Source organism: Ralstonia sp. SET104 (assembly GCF_003851545.1).
In the GTDB taxonomy this organism is placed as follows: Bacteria; Pseudomonadota; Gammaproteobacteria; order Burkholderiales; family Burkholderiaceae; genus Ralstonia.
Map to the genome: position 1 here is coordinate 57,242 of NZ_BHVX01000007.1, position 16,842 is coordinate 74,083.

The following is a 16,842-nucleotide window of genomic DNA, read 5'->3' on the forward strand; positions in this document are numbered from 1 at the left end:
TCCATGCTCGAACCCACGACCGTTGAGACCATCGCGCGCCGCTTGCATCGGGCCGAGATCGATCGCAAGCAGATCCGCCAGGTGTCGCTCGACTACCCCGACATCACCATTGAAGATGCTTACGCCATCCAGCGCGAATGGGTGACGATGAAGCTGGCGCAGGGGCGGCGCCTGAAGGGCCACAAGATCGGCCTGACATCGCGCGCGATGCAGCAGTCTTCGCAGATCGACGAACCTGACTATGGTGCGCTGCTCGACGACATGTTCTTTGCCGAGGGCAGCGAGATTCCCACCCATCGATTCATCGTGCCGCGCGTGGAGGTGGAACTGGCGTTCGTGCTCGGCAAGCGGCTGGGGGGCGCGGAGGTGACGCTGTTCGATGTGTATGAAGCGGTGGATCACGTGATTCCCGCGCTGGAGATCATCGATGCGCGTTCGCAATCGATCGACCCCGAAAGCGGCCGCCCGCGCAAGGTTTTCGACACGATTGCCGACAACGCCGCCAACGCTGGCGTGGTGATCGGCGGCCGGCCGATCCGCATGCACGATGTGGACCTGCGTTGGGTCAGCGCCATCCTGTCGCGCAACGCCGTCATTGAAGAAACGGGCGTGGCAGCCGGCGTGCTGAACCATCCGGCCAACGGCGTGGTGTGGCTTGCGAACAAGCTGGCGCCGCACGGTGTGGCGCTGGAGCCGGGGCAGGTCATCCTTGGTGGCTCGTTCACGCGGCCTGTGGCCGCACGCCCGGGTGATACCTTCCACTGCGACTACGGCCCGCTCGGCAGCATCGCCTGCCATTTCGTCTGATCCTCGACAGGGTGCACACCATGCAACTCCCAGAGAACCTCTTCAAGCGCGCGCTGGCCGAACGCCGTGCGCAGATTGGCCTGTGGATGGCGATGACGCATCCGTACCCGGCCGAGATCGTGGCGGGGGCTGGTTTCGATTGGCTGTTGATCGACAACGAGCACGCGCCTAACCAGTTGCAATCGACATTGGCCCAACTGCAGGCAGTGGCACCGTACCCGTCGCATCCGATTGTTCGGCCGGCCTGGAATGATCCGGTCGAGATCAAGCGCCTGCTCGACATCGGCGCGCAGACATTGCTGATACCGATGGTGCAGAACGCCGATGAGGCACGTGCCGCGGTGGAAGCGATGCGCTATCCGCCCAACGGTATCCGCGGCGTGGGCAGTGCGCTGGCTCGCGCGTCGCGCTGGAACCGTGTGGACGATTATCTGCACCAGGCCAATGCGCAGATGTGCACGCTTATTCAGGTCGAAACCGTAGAGAGCGTGGCGAATCTCGACGGGATTCTCGCGGTGGAGGGCGTGGACGGCGTCTTTATCGGCCCCGGCGATCTGGCTGCCTCCATGGGGCACCTGGGCGCGCCGGGGCATCCGGAAGTTCGCCAGGTCATTGACGGGACGATCGGCCGTATCGTTGCCTCGGGCAAGGCAGCCGGCATCCTGTCGGCGGATCAGGCGCAGGCACGGCACTACCTGTCGCTCGGGGCGACCTTCGTTGCGGTGGGGACGGATGTGACGTTGCTGGCGCGCAGCGCCGAACAACTGGCGCAGGCGTTCAAGGGAACGGGCGCTGCCAAGCCTCAGACCGCTGGCAGCGTTTATTGACGGGGGTTACTCGTCGCCCGTGAACCGTGCCATCGGTGTGTGCGTTTCCATGACGCGGATTGACTCGTCGATGGCAGTGTAGAGGGCGTCCAGCCGCGCGCGACCAAGCTGCCCCTCGATACGTGCGTACTCCGCATCCACCTGCGGTTCCACATCGGCCAGGAACTGGCGGCTCTTGGGCGTGAGCGAAATCACTTGCCGACGCTGATCTACCGCCGACTTCGTCCGCACGATCATCTCGGATTGCTCCATCGCCGCGAGCATGCGCGTCAGGCTTGGGCTCAGGATCAGGCACGCATCGGCAAGCTGGTTGGGCTCCATGTCGCCCGTGTCGTTGAGCGTGCGCAGCACACGCCATTGCTGCTCGGTGATGCCGTGCTCGCGCAGGATCGGCCGAAAGCGCGCCATGAAGGTCTCACGCGCGCGCAGCAACAGATGCGGCAGATTGCGGTGCTTGAAAGCAAAAGCCATGCTGGGCGCCCCCTATGCGCTGCGCAGAGCGGCGACCACAGGCGTATGGTCCGAGGGCTGCTCCCACGTGCGCGGCACACGATCGATATGGCACGACTCGCACAGCTTGGCGAGTTCCGGCGACAGCATGATGTGGTCAATCCGCAGGCCGGCATTGCGCTTGAAGCCGAACATGCGGTAATCCCACCACGAGAAGAGCTTGTCTTCCTGTTCGAACATGCGGAAGGCATCGACCAGACCGGCGCCTTCCATCGCGCGAAACGCGGCACGCTCTTCCGGCGACACCAGATTCTGACCTTCCCACTTCTTCGGGTCGTGCACATCGCGGTCTTCGGGGGCGATATTGAAATCGCCCAGCAGCATCAGGCGCGGGTTTGCTGCCATCTCGGTCTTCAGCCACGCTTGCAGCGCCTCCAGCCAGCGCAGCTTATAGACGAACTTGTCGGAGTCGAGCGCCTGCCCGTTCGGGATGTAGGCAGAGATCACGCGAACGGGGCCACCGTCCACGTCATACGTGGCAGCCAGGATGCGCTGCTGCTCGTCGTCAAAACCCGGGATGTTCTTCACCACATCGCGGCCTTCTGGCACCGCAGCCTTGCGCGCGAGGATGGCGACACCGTTGTATGTTTTTTGACCCGTGAACAGTGATGCATAACCGGCAGCGTCCAGCTCGGCCAGCGGGTAGCGGTCGTCGGGCAGTTTGAGTTCCTGCAGGCAGAGCAGGTCGATGGGCGTGGCGTCGGCTTCGCGCTCGGCCAGCCACTGCAGCACGTGCGGCAGGCGGACTTTGAGGGAGTTAACGTTCCAGGTTGCGACGCGCATGGGGCTCGGTCCTTGCAAATGGCGACGGCGCACGGGTGGCGCCGTCCAGGGGTGCGTTATTGTGCCATCAAGCGCAGTGGGCTCTAATGAAAACGCCGCTTCGGCGCAAGGCGCGAAGCGGCGTTGCCATCGCTGACGACGCAGCGCGTTATGCGGCTTCCTCCACCATGCCGCCGTGGCGCAGCAGCGCGTCGATGCTCGGCGCGCGGCCGCGGAAGGCTGTGAACGATTCGATCGCTGGACGGCTGCCGCCAACGGCCAGGACTTCGCGGCGATAGCGTGCACCGGTCTCGGCATCCAGCACCGAGCCACTCAGCTTGCAAGCCTCTTCAAACGCCGCATAGGCGTCCGCCGACAGCACCTCAGCCCACTTGTAGCTGTAGTAGCCCGCCGCATAGCCGCCGGCAAAGATATGGCTGAACGTATTCGGCCAGCGCGACAGCTCGGCCTGCGGCACCACGTGGAAACGGTTGTTGACCTGGCGCGACAGATCCAGCACCGAGGTTGCGCCTTTCGGGTCAAAGTCCGTATGCAAATGCATGTCGAACGTCGAGAACACGATCTGGCGCAGCGTCGCCATGCCGTTCTGGAAGTTCTTCGCGGCCAGCATGCTCTCGTACAGCTTGCGCGGCAGTGGCTCGCCGGAAGTCACGTGGCGGGTCATGCGCGAGAGCACTTCCCACTCCCAACAGAAGTTCTCCATGAACTGCGATGGCAACTCCACCGCGTCCCATTCCACGCCGTTGATGCCCGACACGCCCAGCTCATCCACCTGCGTGAGCATGTGGTGCAGGCCATGGCCGAACTCGTGGAAAAGGGTGATGACTTCGTCGTGCGTGAACAGCGCGGGTTTGTTGCCGACCGGACCGGAGAAATTGCAGGTGAGGTAGGCCACCGGAGTTTGTACGCGCTGGTTGGGCGTATTCGCGTTCAGCAGCTTGCGGCCGCGTGCGTCGTCCATCCAGGCGCCGCCGCGCTTGCCTTCACGCGCGTACAGGTCGATGTAGAACTGCGCGAGCAAGTCGCCTTGCGCCGATTCCACGCGGAAAATGCGCACGTCCGGGTGCCACACCGCTGCCGCTTCCGGCTGGATCTTCACCGAAAACAGCGTCTGCACGACGTTGAACAGGCCATCCAGCACGGCAGGTTCCGGGAAGTACTGCTTCACCTCCTGCTCGGAGAATGCATAGCGCGCCTCGCGCAGCTTTTCTGACGCATAGGCCATGTCCCACGGTTCGAGCTTGTCGATGCCGAGCGTGGTCTTGGCGAACGCCTGCAGCTCTTCCCAATCCTTCTCGGCGAAGGGGCGGGCGCGGTCGGCCAGTTCGCCCAGGAAGCGCAGCACGTCTTCCGGTGAATCGGCCATCTTCGGCACGAGCGACACCTCGCCGAAATTGCGATAGCCGAGCATGTGCGCTTCTTCGGTGCGCAGCGTGAGCTGTTCGGCCATGTTGGCAGTATTGTCCCACTCGGCCTTGCCGCTGCCGTACTGTGCGCCCAGTTCGGACGCGCGTGTGACGTTGGCTTCGTACAGCGTGCGACGCAGCGCACGGTCGTCTGCGTACTGCAGCACCGGGAAGTACGAGGGGAAGTGCAGCGAGAATTTCCAGCCGGTCGCGTCGGCGTTGTCGCGGCGGGCGGCTTCCTGGGCGGCTTGCTTTGCGTCGTCGGGCAGGCCGGCCAGGCGGGCTTCATCGTCGATCAGCAGCGCGTAGGCGTTGGTGGCATCCAGCACGTGGTCGCTGAAGGCCTTGGTCAGTTGCGCCTGTTGTTCCTGGATGGCTGCAAAGCGCGGTTTCTGGTCTTCCGGCAACTCGGCGCCACCCAGGCGGAAGCCGCGCAGTTCATTGTCGAGCAGCTTCTTGCGGGCGGGCGACAGCCCAGCGTATTCCGCGCTGTCGGCAATCGCCTTGTACTTTTCGAACAGCTCCAGATCCTGGCCCAGACCCGACCAGAATTCGGTCACGCGTGGCAGGTTGGCGGCGTGTGCTTCACGCAGCGGAGGTGTGTCGACGACGGCGCTCAGGTGGCTGACGATGCCCCAGGCCCGGCCCAGCGGCTCCGTGGCTTCTTCCAGCGCGGTGACCACGGTTTCCCAGCTTACCGGCGTGGTCGGGTTCTTGACCTGCGCAACCGCCGACGCGGCCTGCTCGAGCAGCACGTCAACAGCCGGTGTGATGTGTTCGGGGCGGATGTCTGCAAAGCGCGGCAGACCGGAGAAATCGAGCAGCGGATTGTTGGCTTGGGTCATGGCGGGCTGGGGTAGAAAAATCGAAGGGACAAAAAAAGCGTCCGATCCAACAGGTGGGGACGCTTTTTCCGTTTCCAACTGGATCGGGGTGAAGCTTACGCCGCCAGAGCGGCTCCTTCAGCAGCGCGCTCGGCCGCTTCCAGGGTATTGATCAGCAGCATGGTGATCGTCATCGGGCCAACGCCGCCCGGCACCGGGGTGATGTAGCCCGCGACTTCTTTGACACCGGCAAAGTCGACGTCGCCGCAGAGCTTGCCGGCATCGTCTCGGTTCATGCCCACATCGATGACGACGGCGCCCGGCTTGACCATGTCGGCGGTGATGATGTTACGGCGGCCAACGGCGGCCACGATGATGTCGGCCTCACGCGTGTGCGCAGCCAGGTTGCGCGTCTTGCTGTTGCAAATGGTGATGGTGGCGCCGGCCTGCAGAAGCAGCATCGCCATTGGCTTGCCGACGATGTTCGAAGCGCCCACCACCACCGCATTGGCCCCGCGCACCGGGTAGTTGATCGATTCCAGCATCTTCATGCAGCCGTAAGGCGTGCATGGGCGGAACAGCGGGGCGCCGGTCATCAGCGCGCCGGCATTGGCGACATGGAAACCGTCGACGTCCTTCTCGGGCGCAATGGCTTCGAGCACCTTGTGGCTGTCGATGTGCTTGGGCAGCGGCAGTTGGACCAGAATGCCATGGATGCGCGGGTCGCGGTTCAGGGCATCGATGCGGCCGAGCAGGTCAGCTTCGGTCAGGTCAGCGGGGTAGCGGTCGAAGCTGGACAGAAAGCCGTTGTCTTCGCACGCCTTGATCTTGTTGCGCACGTAGACCTGGCTGGCAGGGTCTTCACCGACGAGGATGACGGCGAGGCCAGGCTGGTGGCCCCGTGCGGTCAGCGCGGCGGCGCGTTGTGCGGCCTCGGCGCGGAGTTGTTTGGCAAGCGCGTTGCCGTCAATGAGTTGGGCGGTCATGGCTGGGCGGAGGAGGGAGAGGGCAAACCGCGATTATAAATCGCCGCCTCCCTTCCGCCCGCCCGGATGATCGCTTGGCAGTTCCTGCGGCCGAATCAGGCGTTGCGCGACAAGGCCAGACGCAGCAGGTCCGCCACGGTGTTCACGTTGAGCTTTTCCATGATGTTGGCGCGGTGCGCTTCCACCGTCTTGATGGAAATGCCCAGATCGTCAGCAATCTGCTTGTTCAGGCGGCCCGCGACGATGCGCTCCAGGACTTGCTGCTCGCGCGTGGTCAGGCGGCCGAGCAGATCCTTGGCGGCCTTTTGCTCGCGGGCGACCGAGTCTTCGCTGCGGGCCTTGCTGAGCATGCGCTCAACCAGCTCGCGCAGTTCGGATTCGTCGAACGGCTTTTCGATGAAATCCACCGCGCCTTTCTTCATGGTCGACACCGCCATCGGCACGTCGCCATGGCCGGTGACGAAGACGATGGGCATGCGGCTGTTTTCGGCCACCAGGCGGTCTTGCAGCTCGGGGCCGCTCATGCCTTGCATGCGCACATCGAGGATCAGGCAGCCGACGCCTTCGCCGCGCTTGTCGTCAACCAGGAATTCTTCGGCGCTGCGATAGGTGCGCACGGTGTAACCGTTGCCTTCGAGCAGCCACGTCAACGAGTCGCGCATGGCTTCATCGTCGTCGACGACAAACACGGTTTCGTTGCGCGGGGCAACTGCAGCGGGCGTTGCACTCATGGAGGAGTCCTCGGATTTACGTTCTACGTTTTAAAAGCGATTTACAGCGGATTCAGCGGCAGGATGATTTTAAACGTACAGCCGATGCCGTCGGCGTTGTTTTCGACCCAGAGCCTGCCGAGGTGGGATTCTATGATGGAGCGGCAGATATTGAGCCCCATGCCCATACCGTCGGATTTGGTGCTGAAGAAGGGCTCGAACAGGCGCTCCTTGGTGCTGTCGTCCACGCCCGGGCCCTGGTCGATCACTTCGATCAGGACGGAGTTTTCGGGGTCGTCGATCAGGTTGGCGTGCAGGCGCAGGACGCTGGCGGCGCGCAGGCGCGGGTGAGCGGCCATGGCTTCAGCGGCGTTCTTGAGCAGGTTGACGAGCACCTGCTCGATCAACACCGGGTCGACATACAGATGCGGCAGGTCGCCCGGCAGGCGCGTGAGGATGGTGATGCCGCGCCGCGTGGCTTCCAGCTCGGCCAAGCCGACTGCATCGGCCACGATTTCGCGCAGGTCGGATTCGCGCCGCTGCGGCTGGCTTCGCTTCACGAAGCCGCGGATACGCTGGATGATGGTGCCGGCACGCACGGCCTGGGCGGAGGTCTTTTCGAGCACCGGAATCAGCTCTTCCGGCGTGCTGCGCCCGGACTTCAGACGGCCGACCGCGCCCATGCAGTAGTTGTTGATGGCGGCCAGTGGCTGGTTCAGCTCGTGTGCCAGCGACGATGCCATTTCACCCATCGTTGTCAGGCGGCTGGTGAACTGCAGCCGCTCTTCGTGCTGGCGCGTCATTTCTTCTGCGGCCTTGCGCATGGTGATGTCGGTGGCAATCTGCATCTGCGCCAGGTGCCCGTCCACCCATTGGATGTAGCGGCGCCGCACTTCAAACCACTTCTGCATCGACGGCACATAGATTTCGCGCGCGTCAGCCGCATGCGGCGTCAGTTCGGAGGCGGGCAGGCCGGCGTAGGCATCCACCAGGTCGAGTGCATCGCTGGACACGTCTTCCGTGTTGACGTCATTGCCGGAGAGCTGCAGATGCCCGAATGCCTCCCAGCCGAAAAGCTGGCGGTAGTAGCGGTTGGCGAACAGCAGTTCGGCCTTGTCGGTCGAGAGCACGGAAACGGCGGCGTCCAGGCTTTCCAGCACGGTGGTGAAACGGTCGTGCGCGGCGGCCAAGTCTTCGCGCGCGCGCTTGGGCTCGGTAATGTCGGTAATCGAGCTCATCCAGCCTGTGTGCCGGCCACGTGCGTCGATCAGCGGTGAGACGTACATCCGTGCGTAAAAGCTGGTGCCGTCGCGGCGCATCATGCGCAATTCCATACCGTTGGCGGGCGCCTTGCCGCGCAGGGTCAGCTCGATGTGCTTCTGCATCTCGCCAACCTCATTGGGCGGCCAGTACGGGAAAGGCGGCATGCGGCCGACCAACTCGGCCTCCGTCCAGCCGATCATGCGGCAGAACGCCGGGTTCACGTAGGTGATGCGGCCGTTGAGGTCAAGGGAGCGCATGCCGATCACCATGGAGTTCTCCATGGCACGTCGGAACGAGGTTTCCGCCAGCAGAGCGCGTTGCGCTTCGGAGCGGCGGCTGGTGTGGCGCCATACGCTCCAGAGGCTCCAGATCACAAAGCACGACAGGCCGGCCACCAGCCACATCAGCATGTTGTTTGGCAGATTGGACGGCGCCGGATACGCCTCTGCCCGCAACGACAGCGAATGCCCAGGCGGATCCAATAGCACCTCGTACGACGCGGCCGCCTTGGGCACCGGCCGCAGCGACGTGCTGGCGCGGATCACGTTGTTCTTGTCGACCAGCGAGAAGCGGTAGCGATCGGTCAGCTCACCCGGCAGCAATTGCGTGAGGATGCCCGTCACGGAGTACATGGCGCCGACAGTGCCGAGGAACTCGTTGTCCCGAACGATCGGCACTTCCATGAGCATGAAGCTCTCGCCGCGCTCGTTCTGGATGGGGCGCGAGTAGACGGCGCGCTGCGTTTCACGCGCGGCATCGTAGGCGAACTGGATTTCGGATTCGAGCGGGTGGTCACGCGTTTCGCGCACGCGCGTGGTGAATTCGGAATTGGACGGGAATGCCCAGCGCGGGCGGCGCGTGGCATCCAGCCAATTGATGAAGACCAACTCGGGGTTCTCGCGCAGCAACTGGCGGGCAGCATCGCGATAGGCGCTCGGGTCGAGCTGCGCGGCGCCAATGTCGCGCGCCAGGGCGGCTACCTGATCCTGGTTGCTTTGCAGGGACAGGCGCACCTTCTGCTCGGCCCAGGCGGCATCGCGGTAGAGGGCGTCGCGCTGTTGCTGCACCTCGGTGGCGTGCAGTTGGTACAGGATGAAGATCATTGCGCCGGCGAACAAAACGATGGCCACCAGCGGGATGAACATGAACCAGTTGGTCGTCCACAGGCGGCCCAGGCGCGTCAGCCACAGGCGGCGCGGCATGTTTGGGCTGACGACTTCATCGGACGGCAGCTCGGGCGCATTCACGGAAATGGGCGCAGGCACGGCAGGCGGTGACGGCTCGGACTTGGCGGCCGGATCCTGCGAGGCGTGGGAGGGGGCAAGCATGATAGGCGGGCGAACGCCGGAATTCTGCGGAGGTAAAAGAGTGGACATCTGTGCAACTGCGCAAAACCAAGTGTAACGGCAATTAACTTGCTGGTCGCTTGGGGAAATCGCTTGGTGAGGTGTCTCGGTCGCTCGAAAAATGCTGCGGTGCAATGTCAAAAGTGATTTGTTTTGCGTCGCCGCAATATTTCATATTATAAAAAACCATATCGCAATTTGAAAATTCCGCTTGTGCTGCATTCGGGGGTGCCCATAGAATCAGCGCAAAAGTCGGGGTGGCCCCGTGCATGCGTGCGAACGCGCACTGGTGGGCGCCTCACAAGAGACGCAACTACCGTTACTGCTACCAAGGAGACCGCCATGTCGGCCGTACCAGAACAAGTCCTGGGTGCCACGAGCGCCAGCGACGTTGATCCCCAGGAAACGAAGGAGTGGCTGGAGGCGCTGCAAGGCGTCATCGGCGCGGAAGGCCCGCAGCGCGCGGCGTTCCTCCTCGACAAACAGATCGAGTACGCACGCATCAACGGCGTGACGTCTCCGCTGCACGCAGAAACCCCCTATATCAATACGATCCCGGTCGAGAACCAGGACCGCATTCCCGGCAACCAGGAAATCGAGCACCGCATCCGCTCGTACACGCGCTGGAACGCCATGGCGATGGTGCTGCGCGCGAACAAGGACACCAACGTTGGTGGCCATATCTCGTCGTTCGCCTCGGCAGCCACACTGTATGACGTCGGCTACAACCACTTCTGGCACGCCCCGTCGGACAAGCACGGCGGCGACATGGTTTTCGTGCAGGGGCACTCGGCGCCGGGCGTGTACTCGCGCGCATTCCTGCTGGGCCGCCTGACCGAGAACCAGCTCGACAGCTTCCGTCAGGAAGTGGACGGCCACGGCATTTCGTCGTATCCGCACCCGTGGCTGATGCCGGATTTCTGGCAGTTCCCCACCGTGTCGATGGGCCTGGGCCCGATCATGGCGATCTACCAGGCACGCTTCACCAAGTACCTGGCCAGCCGCGGCCTGATCCAGAACTGGGAAAACCGCAAAGTCTGGGCCTTCCTGGGCGACGGTGAAACTGACGAGCCGGAATCGCTGGGCGCGATCGGTATGGCCGGCCGCGAGAAACTGGACAACCTCGTCTTCGTGATCAACTGCAACCTGCAGCGCCTGGACGGCCCAGTGCGCGGCAACGGCAAGATCATCCAGGAGCTGGAGAGCGAATTCCGCGGCGCCGGCTGGAACGTCATCAAGGTCATCTGGGGCAGCCGCTGGGATCAACTGCTGGCGCGCGACACCAAGGGCCTGCTGATGAGCCGCATGATGGAGTGCGTCGACGGCGAGTACCAGACCTTCAAGTCCAAGAGCGGCGCCTACGTGCGCGAGTTCTTCTTCAACACGCCGGAACTCAAGGCCATGGTGGCCGACTGGTCCGACGACGATATCTGGGCGCTGAACCGCGGCGGCCATGATCCGCACAAGATTTACGCGGCGTTCCAATCGGCGAGCAACCACAAGGGCCAGCCGACCGTCATCCTCGCCAAGACCATCAAGGGCTATGGCATGGGCGAAGCGGGTGAGGCGATGAACATCGCTCACCAGCAGAAGAAGATGCCGGTGGATGCCATTCGCAAGCTGCGCGATCGCTTCAACATCCCCGTTGCTGACGACCAGCTCGAGCACGTCCCGTACGTCAAGTTCGAAGAAGGCTCGAAGGAGCTCGAATACATGCGCCGCGCCCGCATGGACCTGGGCGGCTACCTGCCGGCCCGCCGCCAGAAGGCTGACGCGCTGCAAATTCCCGCACTGGCTGCGTTCGACGCGCTGCTCAAGGCCACCGGCGAGGGCCGCGAAGTGTCCACCACGATGGCCTTCGTGCGCATTCTGAACATCCTGCTGAAAGACAAGAACGTCGGTAAGCACGTTGTGCCCATCGTGCCGGATGAGTCCCGCACGTTCGGCATGGAAGGTCTGTTCCGCCAGGTCGGTATCTGGAACCAGGAAGGCCAGAAGTACGTGCCGCAGGATCACGACCAACTGATGTTCTACAAGGAATCGCAGACGGGTCAGGTGCTGCAGGAAGGCATCAACGAAGCCGGCGCCATGTGCGACTGGATCGCGGCCGCCACGTCGTATTCGACGCATGGCGTGGCGATGATCCCGTTCTACATCTATTACTCGATGTTCGGCATCCAGCGTATCGGCGACCTCTGCTGGGCCGCTGGCGACATGCGCTCGCGCGGCTTCCTGCTGGGCGGTACCGCTGGCCGCACCACGCTGAACGGCGAAGGCCTGCAGCACGAAGACGGTCACTCGCACGTGTACCACGCCGCCATCCCGAACTGCATCTCGTATGACCCGACCTTCCAGTACGAACTGGCTGTGGTAGTGCAAGACGGCCTGCGCCGCATGTATGTCGAGCAGGAAGACGTCTACTACTACCTGACGGTGATGAACGAGAACTACGAGCACCCGGAAATGCCGGCGGGTGTCGAGGGCGACATCATCAAGGGGATGTACCAGTTCAAGAAGGGCGTCGAGAACAGCAACGCGCCGCGCGTGCAACTGCTGGGCTCGGGCACGATCTTCCGCGAGGTGATTGCCGCCGCTGAGCTGCTCAAGAAGGACTGGGGCGTGGAATCCGACCTGTGGGGCTGCCCGAGCTTTACCGAGCTGGCCCGCGAAGGCAATGCCACCGCACGCTGGAACCTGCTCAACCCGACCGAACCGCAACGTGAGTCGCACGTTGAGAAGCTGCTCAAGAACGCACGCGGCCCGGTCATCGCTTCGACCGACTACGTCCGTACCTTCGCCGAGCAAATCCGCGCGTTCGTGCCGCGTCGCTACGTGGTGCTGGGCACCGACGGCTTCGGCCGCTCGGATACCCGCGAGAAGCTGCGTCACTTCTTCGAGGTGGATCGCTACTGGGTGACCGTCGCGTCGCTCAAGGCGCTCGCCGATGAAGGCGTGCTGCCGCGCGAAAAGGTGGCCGAGGCACTGAAGAAGTACAACCTCGATCCGAACAAGCCCAACCCGATGACCGTATAACGGAGCCGCCGGGCGCGCAGGTTGCGTCCCGGCCGGTCACCGCCCCGGCAGACTTTGTCGCGACGTGCATTTGCCTGCACGATGCGGTAGCCTGCGGAGCGCGCGTGTCCACCGCCGGATGCTCTCGCCGCCAGACCCTCTGGAGACCGAAGAATGAGTCAAGTCGTAGAAATCAAGGTGCCGGACATCGGCGACTACAAAGATATCCCGGTGATCGAAGTGCTGGTGAAGGCGGGCGATACCGTCAAAGCCGAGGATTCGCTGGTTACGCTGGAGTCGGACAAGGCGACCATGGACGTGCCGTCGCCCAAGAGCGGCGTCGTCAAGGAAGTGAAGGTCAAGGTGGGCGACACGGTGTCGGAAGGCTCGCTGGTGGTGCTGCTCGAAGAGCAGGGCGCTGCCGCTGCTCCGGCGCCTGCCGCACAAGCTCCGGCACCGGCTCCGGCCGCTGCTGCACCGGCACCCACACCCGCTGCACAAGCTCCGGCCCCCGCGCCGGCGGCCGCAGGTGGCGGCACGGTTGAAGTGAAGGTTCCGGATATTGGCGATTACACCGACGTGCCGGTCATCGAGATCAGCGTGAAGGTGGGCGACAAGGTGGAAGCCGAGCAGTCGCTGATCACGCTCGAATCGGACAAGGCCACCATGGATGTGCCGTCGCCGGCTGCGGGCACCGTCAAGGAAATCCGCGTGAAGGTGGGCGATGCAGTGTCGCAAGGCACGCTGATCGTCGTGCTCGAAGGTGCTGGTGGCGCGGCTGCTGCACCCGCATCGACACAAGCGGCACAAGCTTCGGCGCCCGCACCGGCTGCTGCCGCACCGAGCCCGGCACCCGCTGCTGCGCCCGCTGCCGCTCCGGCCGCGGCACCCGCTACATACACCGCCGACACTGTCGGCACGGTGGGCAAGGCCGCCCACGCCAGCCCGTCAGTGCGCAAGTACGCGCGTGACCTGGGTGTGAACGTGAATCTCGTTGGCGGCACGGGCCCGAAGAATCGCATCACGCAGGAAGACGTGCAGCGTTACGTCAAAGGCGTGATGAGCGGCCAGGCTGCTGCGCCGGGCAAGGCTGCCGCAGGTGCACCGGCTGGTGGTGGCGAGTTGAACCTGCTGCCGTGGCCGAAGGTGGATTTCACCAAGTTCGGCCCGGTCGATCCGAAGCCGCTGTCGCGCATCAAGAAGATCTCGGGCGCGAACCTGCACCGCAACTGGGTCATGATCCCGCACGTCACCAACAACGACGAAGCGGATATCACCGACCTCGAAGCCCTGCGCGTGACGCTGAACAAGGAAAACGAAAAGGCCGGCGTGAAGTTCACGATGCTGGCGTTCGTGATCAAGGCGGTGGTCGGCGCGCTAAAGAAATTCCCGACCTTCAACGCCAGCCTGGACGGCGACAACCTGGTCTTCAAGCAGTACTTCCACATCGGCTTTGCGGCCGATACGCCCAACGGGCTGATGGTGCCGGTGATCCGCGATGCCGACAAGAAGGGCCTGGTCGACATCGCACGCGAAATGGCCGAGCTTTCGAAGGCTGCGCGTGACGGCAAGCTCAAGCCGGACCAGATGCAGGGCGGCTGCTTCTCGATCTCTTCGCTGGGCGGCATTGGTGGCACCAACTTCACGCCGATCATCAACGCACCGGAAGTGGCCATCCTCGGCTTGTCGCGTGGCTATCAGAAGCCGGTCTGGGACGGCAAGCAGTTCGTGCCGCGCCTGACGCTGCCGCTGTCGTTGTCGTACGATCATCGCGTGATCGACGGGGCGGAAGCTGCGCGCTTCAATGCGTATCTGGCCAGCGTGCTGGCGGACTTCCGCCGCGTCAGCCTGTAAGCCCGTACGGGTGCGGCACGCATCTGGCTTCTGGCCTGTGCGTGCCGACCCACATGGGTTTGCAGCGGTCGGCGGATTTTTCGCGAGGACGACATGACGACGTGCGTGGTGGTCAAGAAAGACGGCGAAGTGGCGATTGCGGCGGATTCGCTGGTGACGTTCGGTGATACGCGTTTGGCGCGCGGTTACGAACAGAACCAGAAAATCTTCCAAGTGGGCGATTCGCTGATTGCCCTGGCGGGTACGACGGCGCATTTCCCGGTCATGCGCAGTCTGCTGACGGGGCTGGCCGATGAGTGCCGGCTCGGCACGCGCGATGACGTCTTCCGGACCTTCCTCAAGGTGCACGAAAAGCTCAAAGACGAGTATTTCGTCAACACCAAGGAAGACGACGACGACCCCTATGAATCGTCGCAGATCACCTGCCTGATCGCCAACGCAACCGGCATCTACGGTGTTTATTCGTACCGTGAGGTGTTTTCGTTCGATCGCTTCTGGGGCATCGGGTCGGGGCGCAATTTTGCGCTGGGTGCGATGTCGGCGGTGTTCGATATGCCGGGAAAGTCGGCGGCGGATGTCGCGCAGGTGGGCGTGTCCGCAGGCGTGGAGTTTGACAAGAGCTCCGGTGGCCCGATCGAAGTGCACACAGTACGTCTGCAGGATTGAAAAGCGTCAGCGGGCCTCGGCGATGCCAGGTGCCGACGACAAGAACAAGGAGTCAGGAATGAGCGTGGTGGAAATCAAGGTGCCGGACATCGGCGATTTCGATGCGGTGGAAGTCATCGAAGTGCTGATCAAGGCGGGCGATACCGTGGCGCCCGAGCAGTCGCTGATTGTGCTGGAGTCTGACAAGGCCAGCATGGAAGTGCCCTCGGATGTGGCCGGCAAGATCGTCGACGTGAAAGTCAAGGTGGGTGATAAGGTCGCCAAGGGCGCGGTGATCGCTACGGCGGAAGCCGGTGCAGCCGCTGCGGCGCCTGCGCCTGCGCAAGCACCGGCTGCTGCGCCTGTAGCCGCAGCCCCTGCTACGTCATCGGCGCCCGCACCGCAGGCTGCCAAGCACGCTGGCGGCGCCGATATCGAATGCGACATGCTCGTCCTCGGTTCCGGCCCCGGCGGTTATTCGGCCGCTTTCCGCAGTGCCGATCTGGGCATGAACACCGTGCTGGTCGAGCGTTTTTCCACGCTGGGCGGCGTCTGCCTGAATGTAGGTTGTATCCCGTCAAAGGCGCTGCTGCATACCTCTGCCGTGATGGAAGAGGTCAAGGCCATGGCCGCACACGGCATCGTCTACAGCGAGCCGAAGGTTGATATCAACCAACTGCGCAAGCACAAGGAATCCGTGATCGGCAAGCTGACCGGCGGCTTGGCTGGCATGGCCAAGGCACGCAAGGTCCAGGTCGTGCGCGGCGTCGGCACGTTCCTCGATCCGAATCATCTGGAAGTGCAACTGACCGATGGCGCTGGCAAGGCTACCACCGGTGAGAAGAAGGTCATCCGCTTCGCCAAAGCGATCATCGCTGCGGGCAGCGAGGCCGTGAAGCTGCCATTCATTCCGCAAGACCCACGCATCGTCGATTCGACCGGCGCGCTGGAACTGCGTGAGGTGCCGGCCAAAATGCTGGTCATCGGCGGCGGCATCATCGGCCTGGAAATGGCCACGGTGTACAGCACGCTGGGCACACGCATCGACGTGGTGGAAATGCTCGACGGCCTGATGCAGGGTGCCGACCGCGACCTCGTCAAGGTGTGGGACAAGATGAACAAGGGCCGCTTCGACAAGGTCATGCTCAAGACGAAGACGGTCGGGGTCGAAGCCAAGCCGGACGGTATCTACGTCAAGTTCGAAGGCGAAGCCGCACCGGCCGAGCCGCAACGCTATGACATGGTGCTGGTGGCCGTGGGGCGCGCTCCGAACGGCAAGCGCATCGGCGCGGAAAAGGCCGGCGTGGCCGTGACGGACCGCGGCTTCATCGGCGTGGACAAGCAGCAGCGCACGAACGTGCCGCACATCTTCGCGATCGGCGACATCGTCGGGCAGCCGATGCTGGCACACAAGGCGGTGCATGAAGGCCACGTGGCAGCCGAGGCCGCGCACGGCGAGAAGGCGTATTTCGATGCCAAGCAGATTCCGTCAGTCGCCTATACGGATCCGGAAGTGGCGTGGGCAGGTCTGACCGAGGACCAGTGCAAGGCGCAGGGCATCAAGTACGGTAAGGGTGTGTTCCCTTGGGCCGCTTCGGGCCGCGCGATCGCCAACGGTCGCGATGAGGGCTTCACCAAGCTGATCTTCGACGAGGAAACACATCGCATCATTGGCGGCGGCATTGTCGGCACGCATGCCGGCGACCTGATCGGCGAGGTCTGCCTGGGCATCGAGATGGGCGCAGACGCCGTGGACATCGGCAAGACCATCCACCCGCACCCGACGCTGGGTGAGTCGGTGGGCATGGCGGCCGAAATCTACGAAGGTGTTTGCACGGATGTGCCGCCGGCTCGTAAGCGTTGATGTGC

At 63.5% G+C, this 16,842-nt stretch carries 12 protein-coding genes; 6 read left to right on the forward strand and 6 right to left on the reverse strand.

The window, feature by feature from the left end; all coding sequences use genetic code 11:
- Positions 1–3 precede the first annotated feature (3 nt).
- The gene (hpaH, locus tag PSUB009319_RS10875; RefSeq protein WP_124382246.1) at positions 4–807 is read left to right on the forward strand and encodes a 2-oxo-hept-4-ene-1,7-dioate hydratase; all 804 of its coding nucleotides are present in this window, start codon (positions 4–6) and stop codon (positions 805–807) included.
- Between the two features lie 20 nt (positions 808–827).
- Positions 828–1,634 (forward strand): 4-hydroxy-2-oxoheptanedioate aldolase, encoded by an 807-nt coding sequence (gene hpaI, locus PSUB009319_RS10880; RefSeq protein WP_124382247.1) that lies wholly within the window; start codon positions 828–830, stop codon positions 1,632–1,634.
- 6 nt (positions 1,635–1,640) lie between these two features.
- Here the strand turns inward: hpaI and hpaR are convergent, their stop codons facing one another.
- From hpaR to PSUB009319_RS10910, 6 genes are all read right to left on the reverse strand, one after another.
- A complete protein-coding gene (hpaR, locus tag PSUB009319_RS10885) occupies positions 1,641–2,105 on the reverse strand; it encodes a homoprotocatechuate degradation operon regulator HpaR (RefSeq protein WP_124382248.1) in 465 nt (154 codons plus the stop codon).
- Between the two features lie 12 nt (positions 2,106–2,117).
- The gene (xth, locus tag PSUB009319_RS10890; protein ID WP_124382249.1) at positions 2,118–2,927 is read right to left on the reverse strand and encodes an exodeoxyribonuclease III; all 810 of its coding nucleotides are present in this window, start codon (positions 2,925–2,927) and stop codon (positions 2,118–2,120) included.
- Between the two features lie 148 nt (positions 2,928–3,075).
- Positions 3,076–5,178 carry a M3 family metallopeptidase gene (locus tag PSUB009319_RS10895; protein WP_124382250.1) on the reverse strand — a complete coding sequence of 701 codons (2,103 nt, stop codon included), beginning with the start codon at positions 5,176–5,178 and terminating at the stop codon, positions 3,076–3,078.
- 95 nt (positions 5,179–5,273) lie between these two features.
- Positions 5,274–6,143 (reverse strand): bifunctional methylenetetrahydrofolate dehydrogenase/methenyltetrahydrofolate cyclohydrolase FolD, encoded by an 870-nt coding sequence (gene folD / locus PSUB009319_RS10900; RefSeq protein WP_124382251.1) that lies wholly within the window; start codon positions 6,141–6,143, stop codon positions 5,274–5,276.
- A gap of 95 nt (positions 6,144–6,238) precedes the next feature.
- Positions 6,239–6,874, reverse strand: coding sequence for a response regulator transcription factor (locus PSUB009319_RS10905; protein ID WP_124382252.1), 636 nt, complete (start codon positions 6,872–6,874; stop codon positions 6,239–6,241).
- Between the two features lie 41 nt (positions 6,875–6,915).
- On the reverse strand, positions 6,916–9,444 hold the full coding sequence (locus PSUB009319_RS10910; RefSeq protein ID WP_374704189.1) for a PAS domain S-box protein: 2,529 nt from the start codon (positions 9,442–9,444) through the stop codon (positions 6,916–6,918).
- 360 nt (positions 9,445–9,804) lie between these two features.
- Here PSUB009319_RS10910 and aceE point away from each other — a divergent pair, with 360 nt between their 5' ends.
- From aceE to lpdA, 4 genes are all read left to right on the forward strand, one after another.
- The gene (gene aceE / locus PSUB009319_RS10920) at positions 9,805–12,495 is read left to right on the forward strand and encodes a pyruvate dehydrogenase (acetyl-transferring), homodimeric type (protein ID WP_124382253.1); all 2,691 of its coding nucleotides are present in this window, start codon (positions 9,805–9,807) and stop codon (positions 12,493–12,495) included.
- A 153-nt stretch (positions 12,496–12,648) separates the two neighbouring features.
- On the forward strand, positions 12,649–14,328 hold the full coding sequence (gene aceF / locus PSUB009319_RS10925; protein ID WP_124382254.1) for a dihydrolipoyllysine-residue acetyltransferase: 1,680 nt from the start codon (positions 12,649–12,651) through the stop codon (positions 14,326–14,328).
- A gap of 93 nt (positions 14,329–14,421) precedes the next feature.
- Positions 14,422–14,994 (forward strand): MFS transporter, encoded by a 573-nt coding sequence (locus PSUB009319_RS10930; RefSeq protein ID WP_009240789.1) that lies wholly within the window; start codon positions 14,422–14,424, stop codon positions 14,992–14,994.
- A 58-nt stretch (positions 14,995–15,052) separates the two neighbouring features.
- The gene (gene lpdA, locus PSUB009319_RS10935; protein WP_124382255.1) at positions 15,053–16,837 is read left to right on the forward strand and encodes a dihydrolipoyl dehydrogenase; all 1,785 of its coding nucleotides are present in this window, start codon (positions 15,053–15,055) and stop codon (positions 16,835–16,837) included.
- Positions 16,838–16,842: the final 5 nt, after the last annotated feature.

Coding starts and splice junctions, on each gene's coding strand:
- PSUB009319_RS10910 (WP_374704189.1), bottom strand. CDS start 9,444: ATGCTTGCCCCCTCCCACGCCTCGCAGGATCCGGCCGCCAAGTCCGAG.
- lpdA (WP_124382255.1), top strand. CDS start 15,053: ATGAGCGTGGTGGAAATCAAGGTGCCGGACATCGGCGATTTCGATGCG.
- hpaH (WP_124382246.1), top strand. CDS start 4: ATGCTCGAACCCACGACCGTTGAGACCATCGCGCGCCGCTTGCATCGG.
- hpaI (WP_124382247.1), top strand. CDS start 828: ATGCAACTCCCAGAGAACCTCTTCAAGCGCGCGCTGGCCGAACGCCGT.
- folD (WP_124382251.1), bottom strand. CDS start 6,143: ATGACCGCCCAACTCATTGACGGCAACGCGCTTGCCAAACAACTCCGC.
- aceF (WP_124382254.1), top strand. CDS start 12,649: ATGAGTCAAGTCGTAGAAATCAAGGTGCCGGACATCGGCGACTACAAA.
- xth (WP_124382249.1), bottom strand. CDS start 2,927: ATGCGCGTCGCAACCTGGAACGTTAACTCCCTCAAAGTCCGCCTGCCG.
- PSUB009319_RS10895 (WP_124382250.1), bottom strand. CDS start 5,178: ATGACCCAAGCCAACAATCCGCTGCTCGATTTCTCCGGTCTGCCGCGC.
- PSUB009319_RS10930 (WP_009240789.1), top strand. CDS start 14,422: ATGACGACGTGCGTGGTGGTCAAGAAAGACGGCGAAGTGGCGATTGCG.
- aceE (WP_124382253.1), top strand. CDS start 9,805: ATGTCGGCCGTACCAGAACAAGTCCTGGGTGCCACGAGCGCCAGCGAC.
- hpaR (WP_124382248.1), bottom strand. CDS start 2,105: ATGGCTTTTGCTTTCAAGCACCGCAATCTGCCGCATCTGTTGCTGCGC.
- PSUB009319_RS10905 (WP_124382252.1), bottom strand. CDS start 6,874: ATGAGTGCAACGCCCGCTGCAGTTGCCCCGCGCAACGAAACCGTGTTT.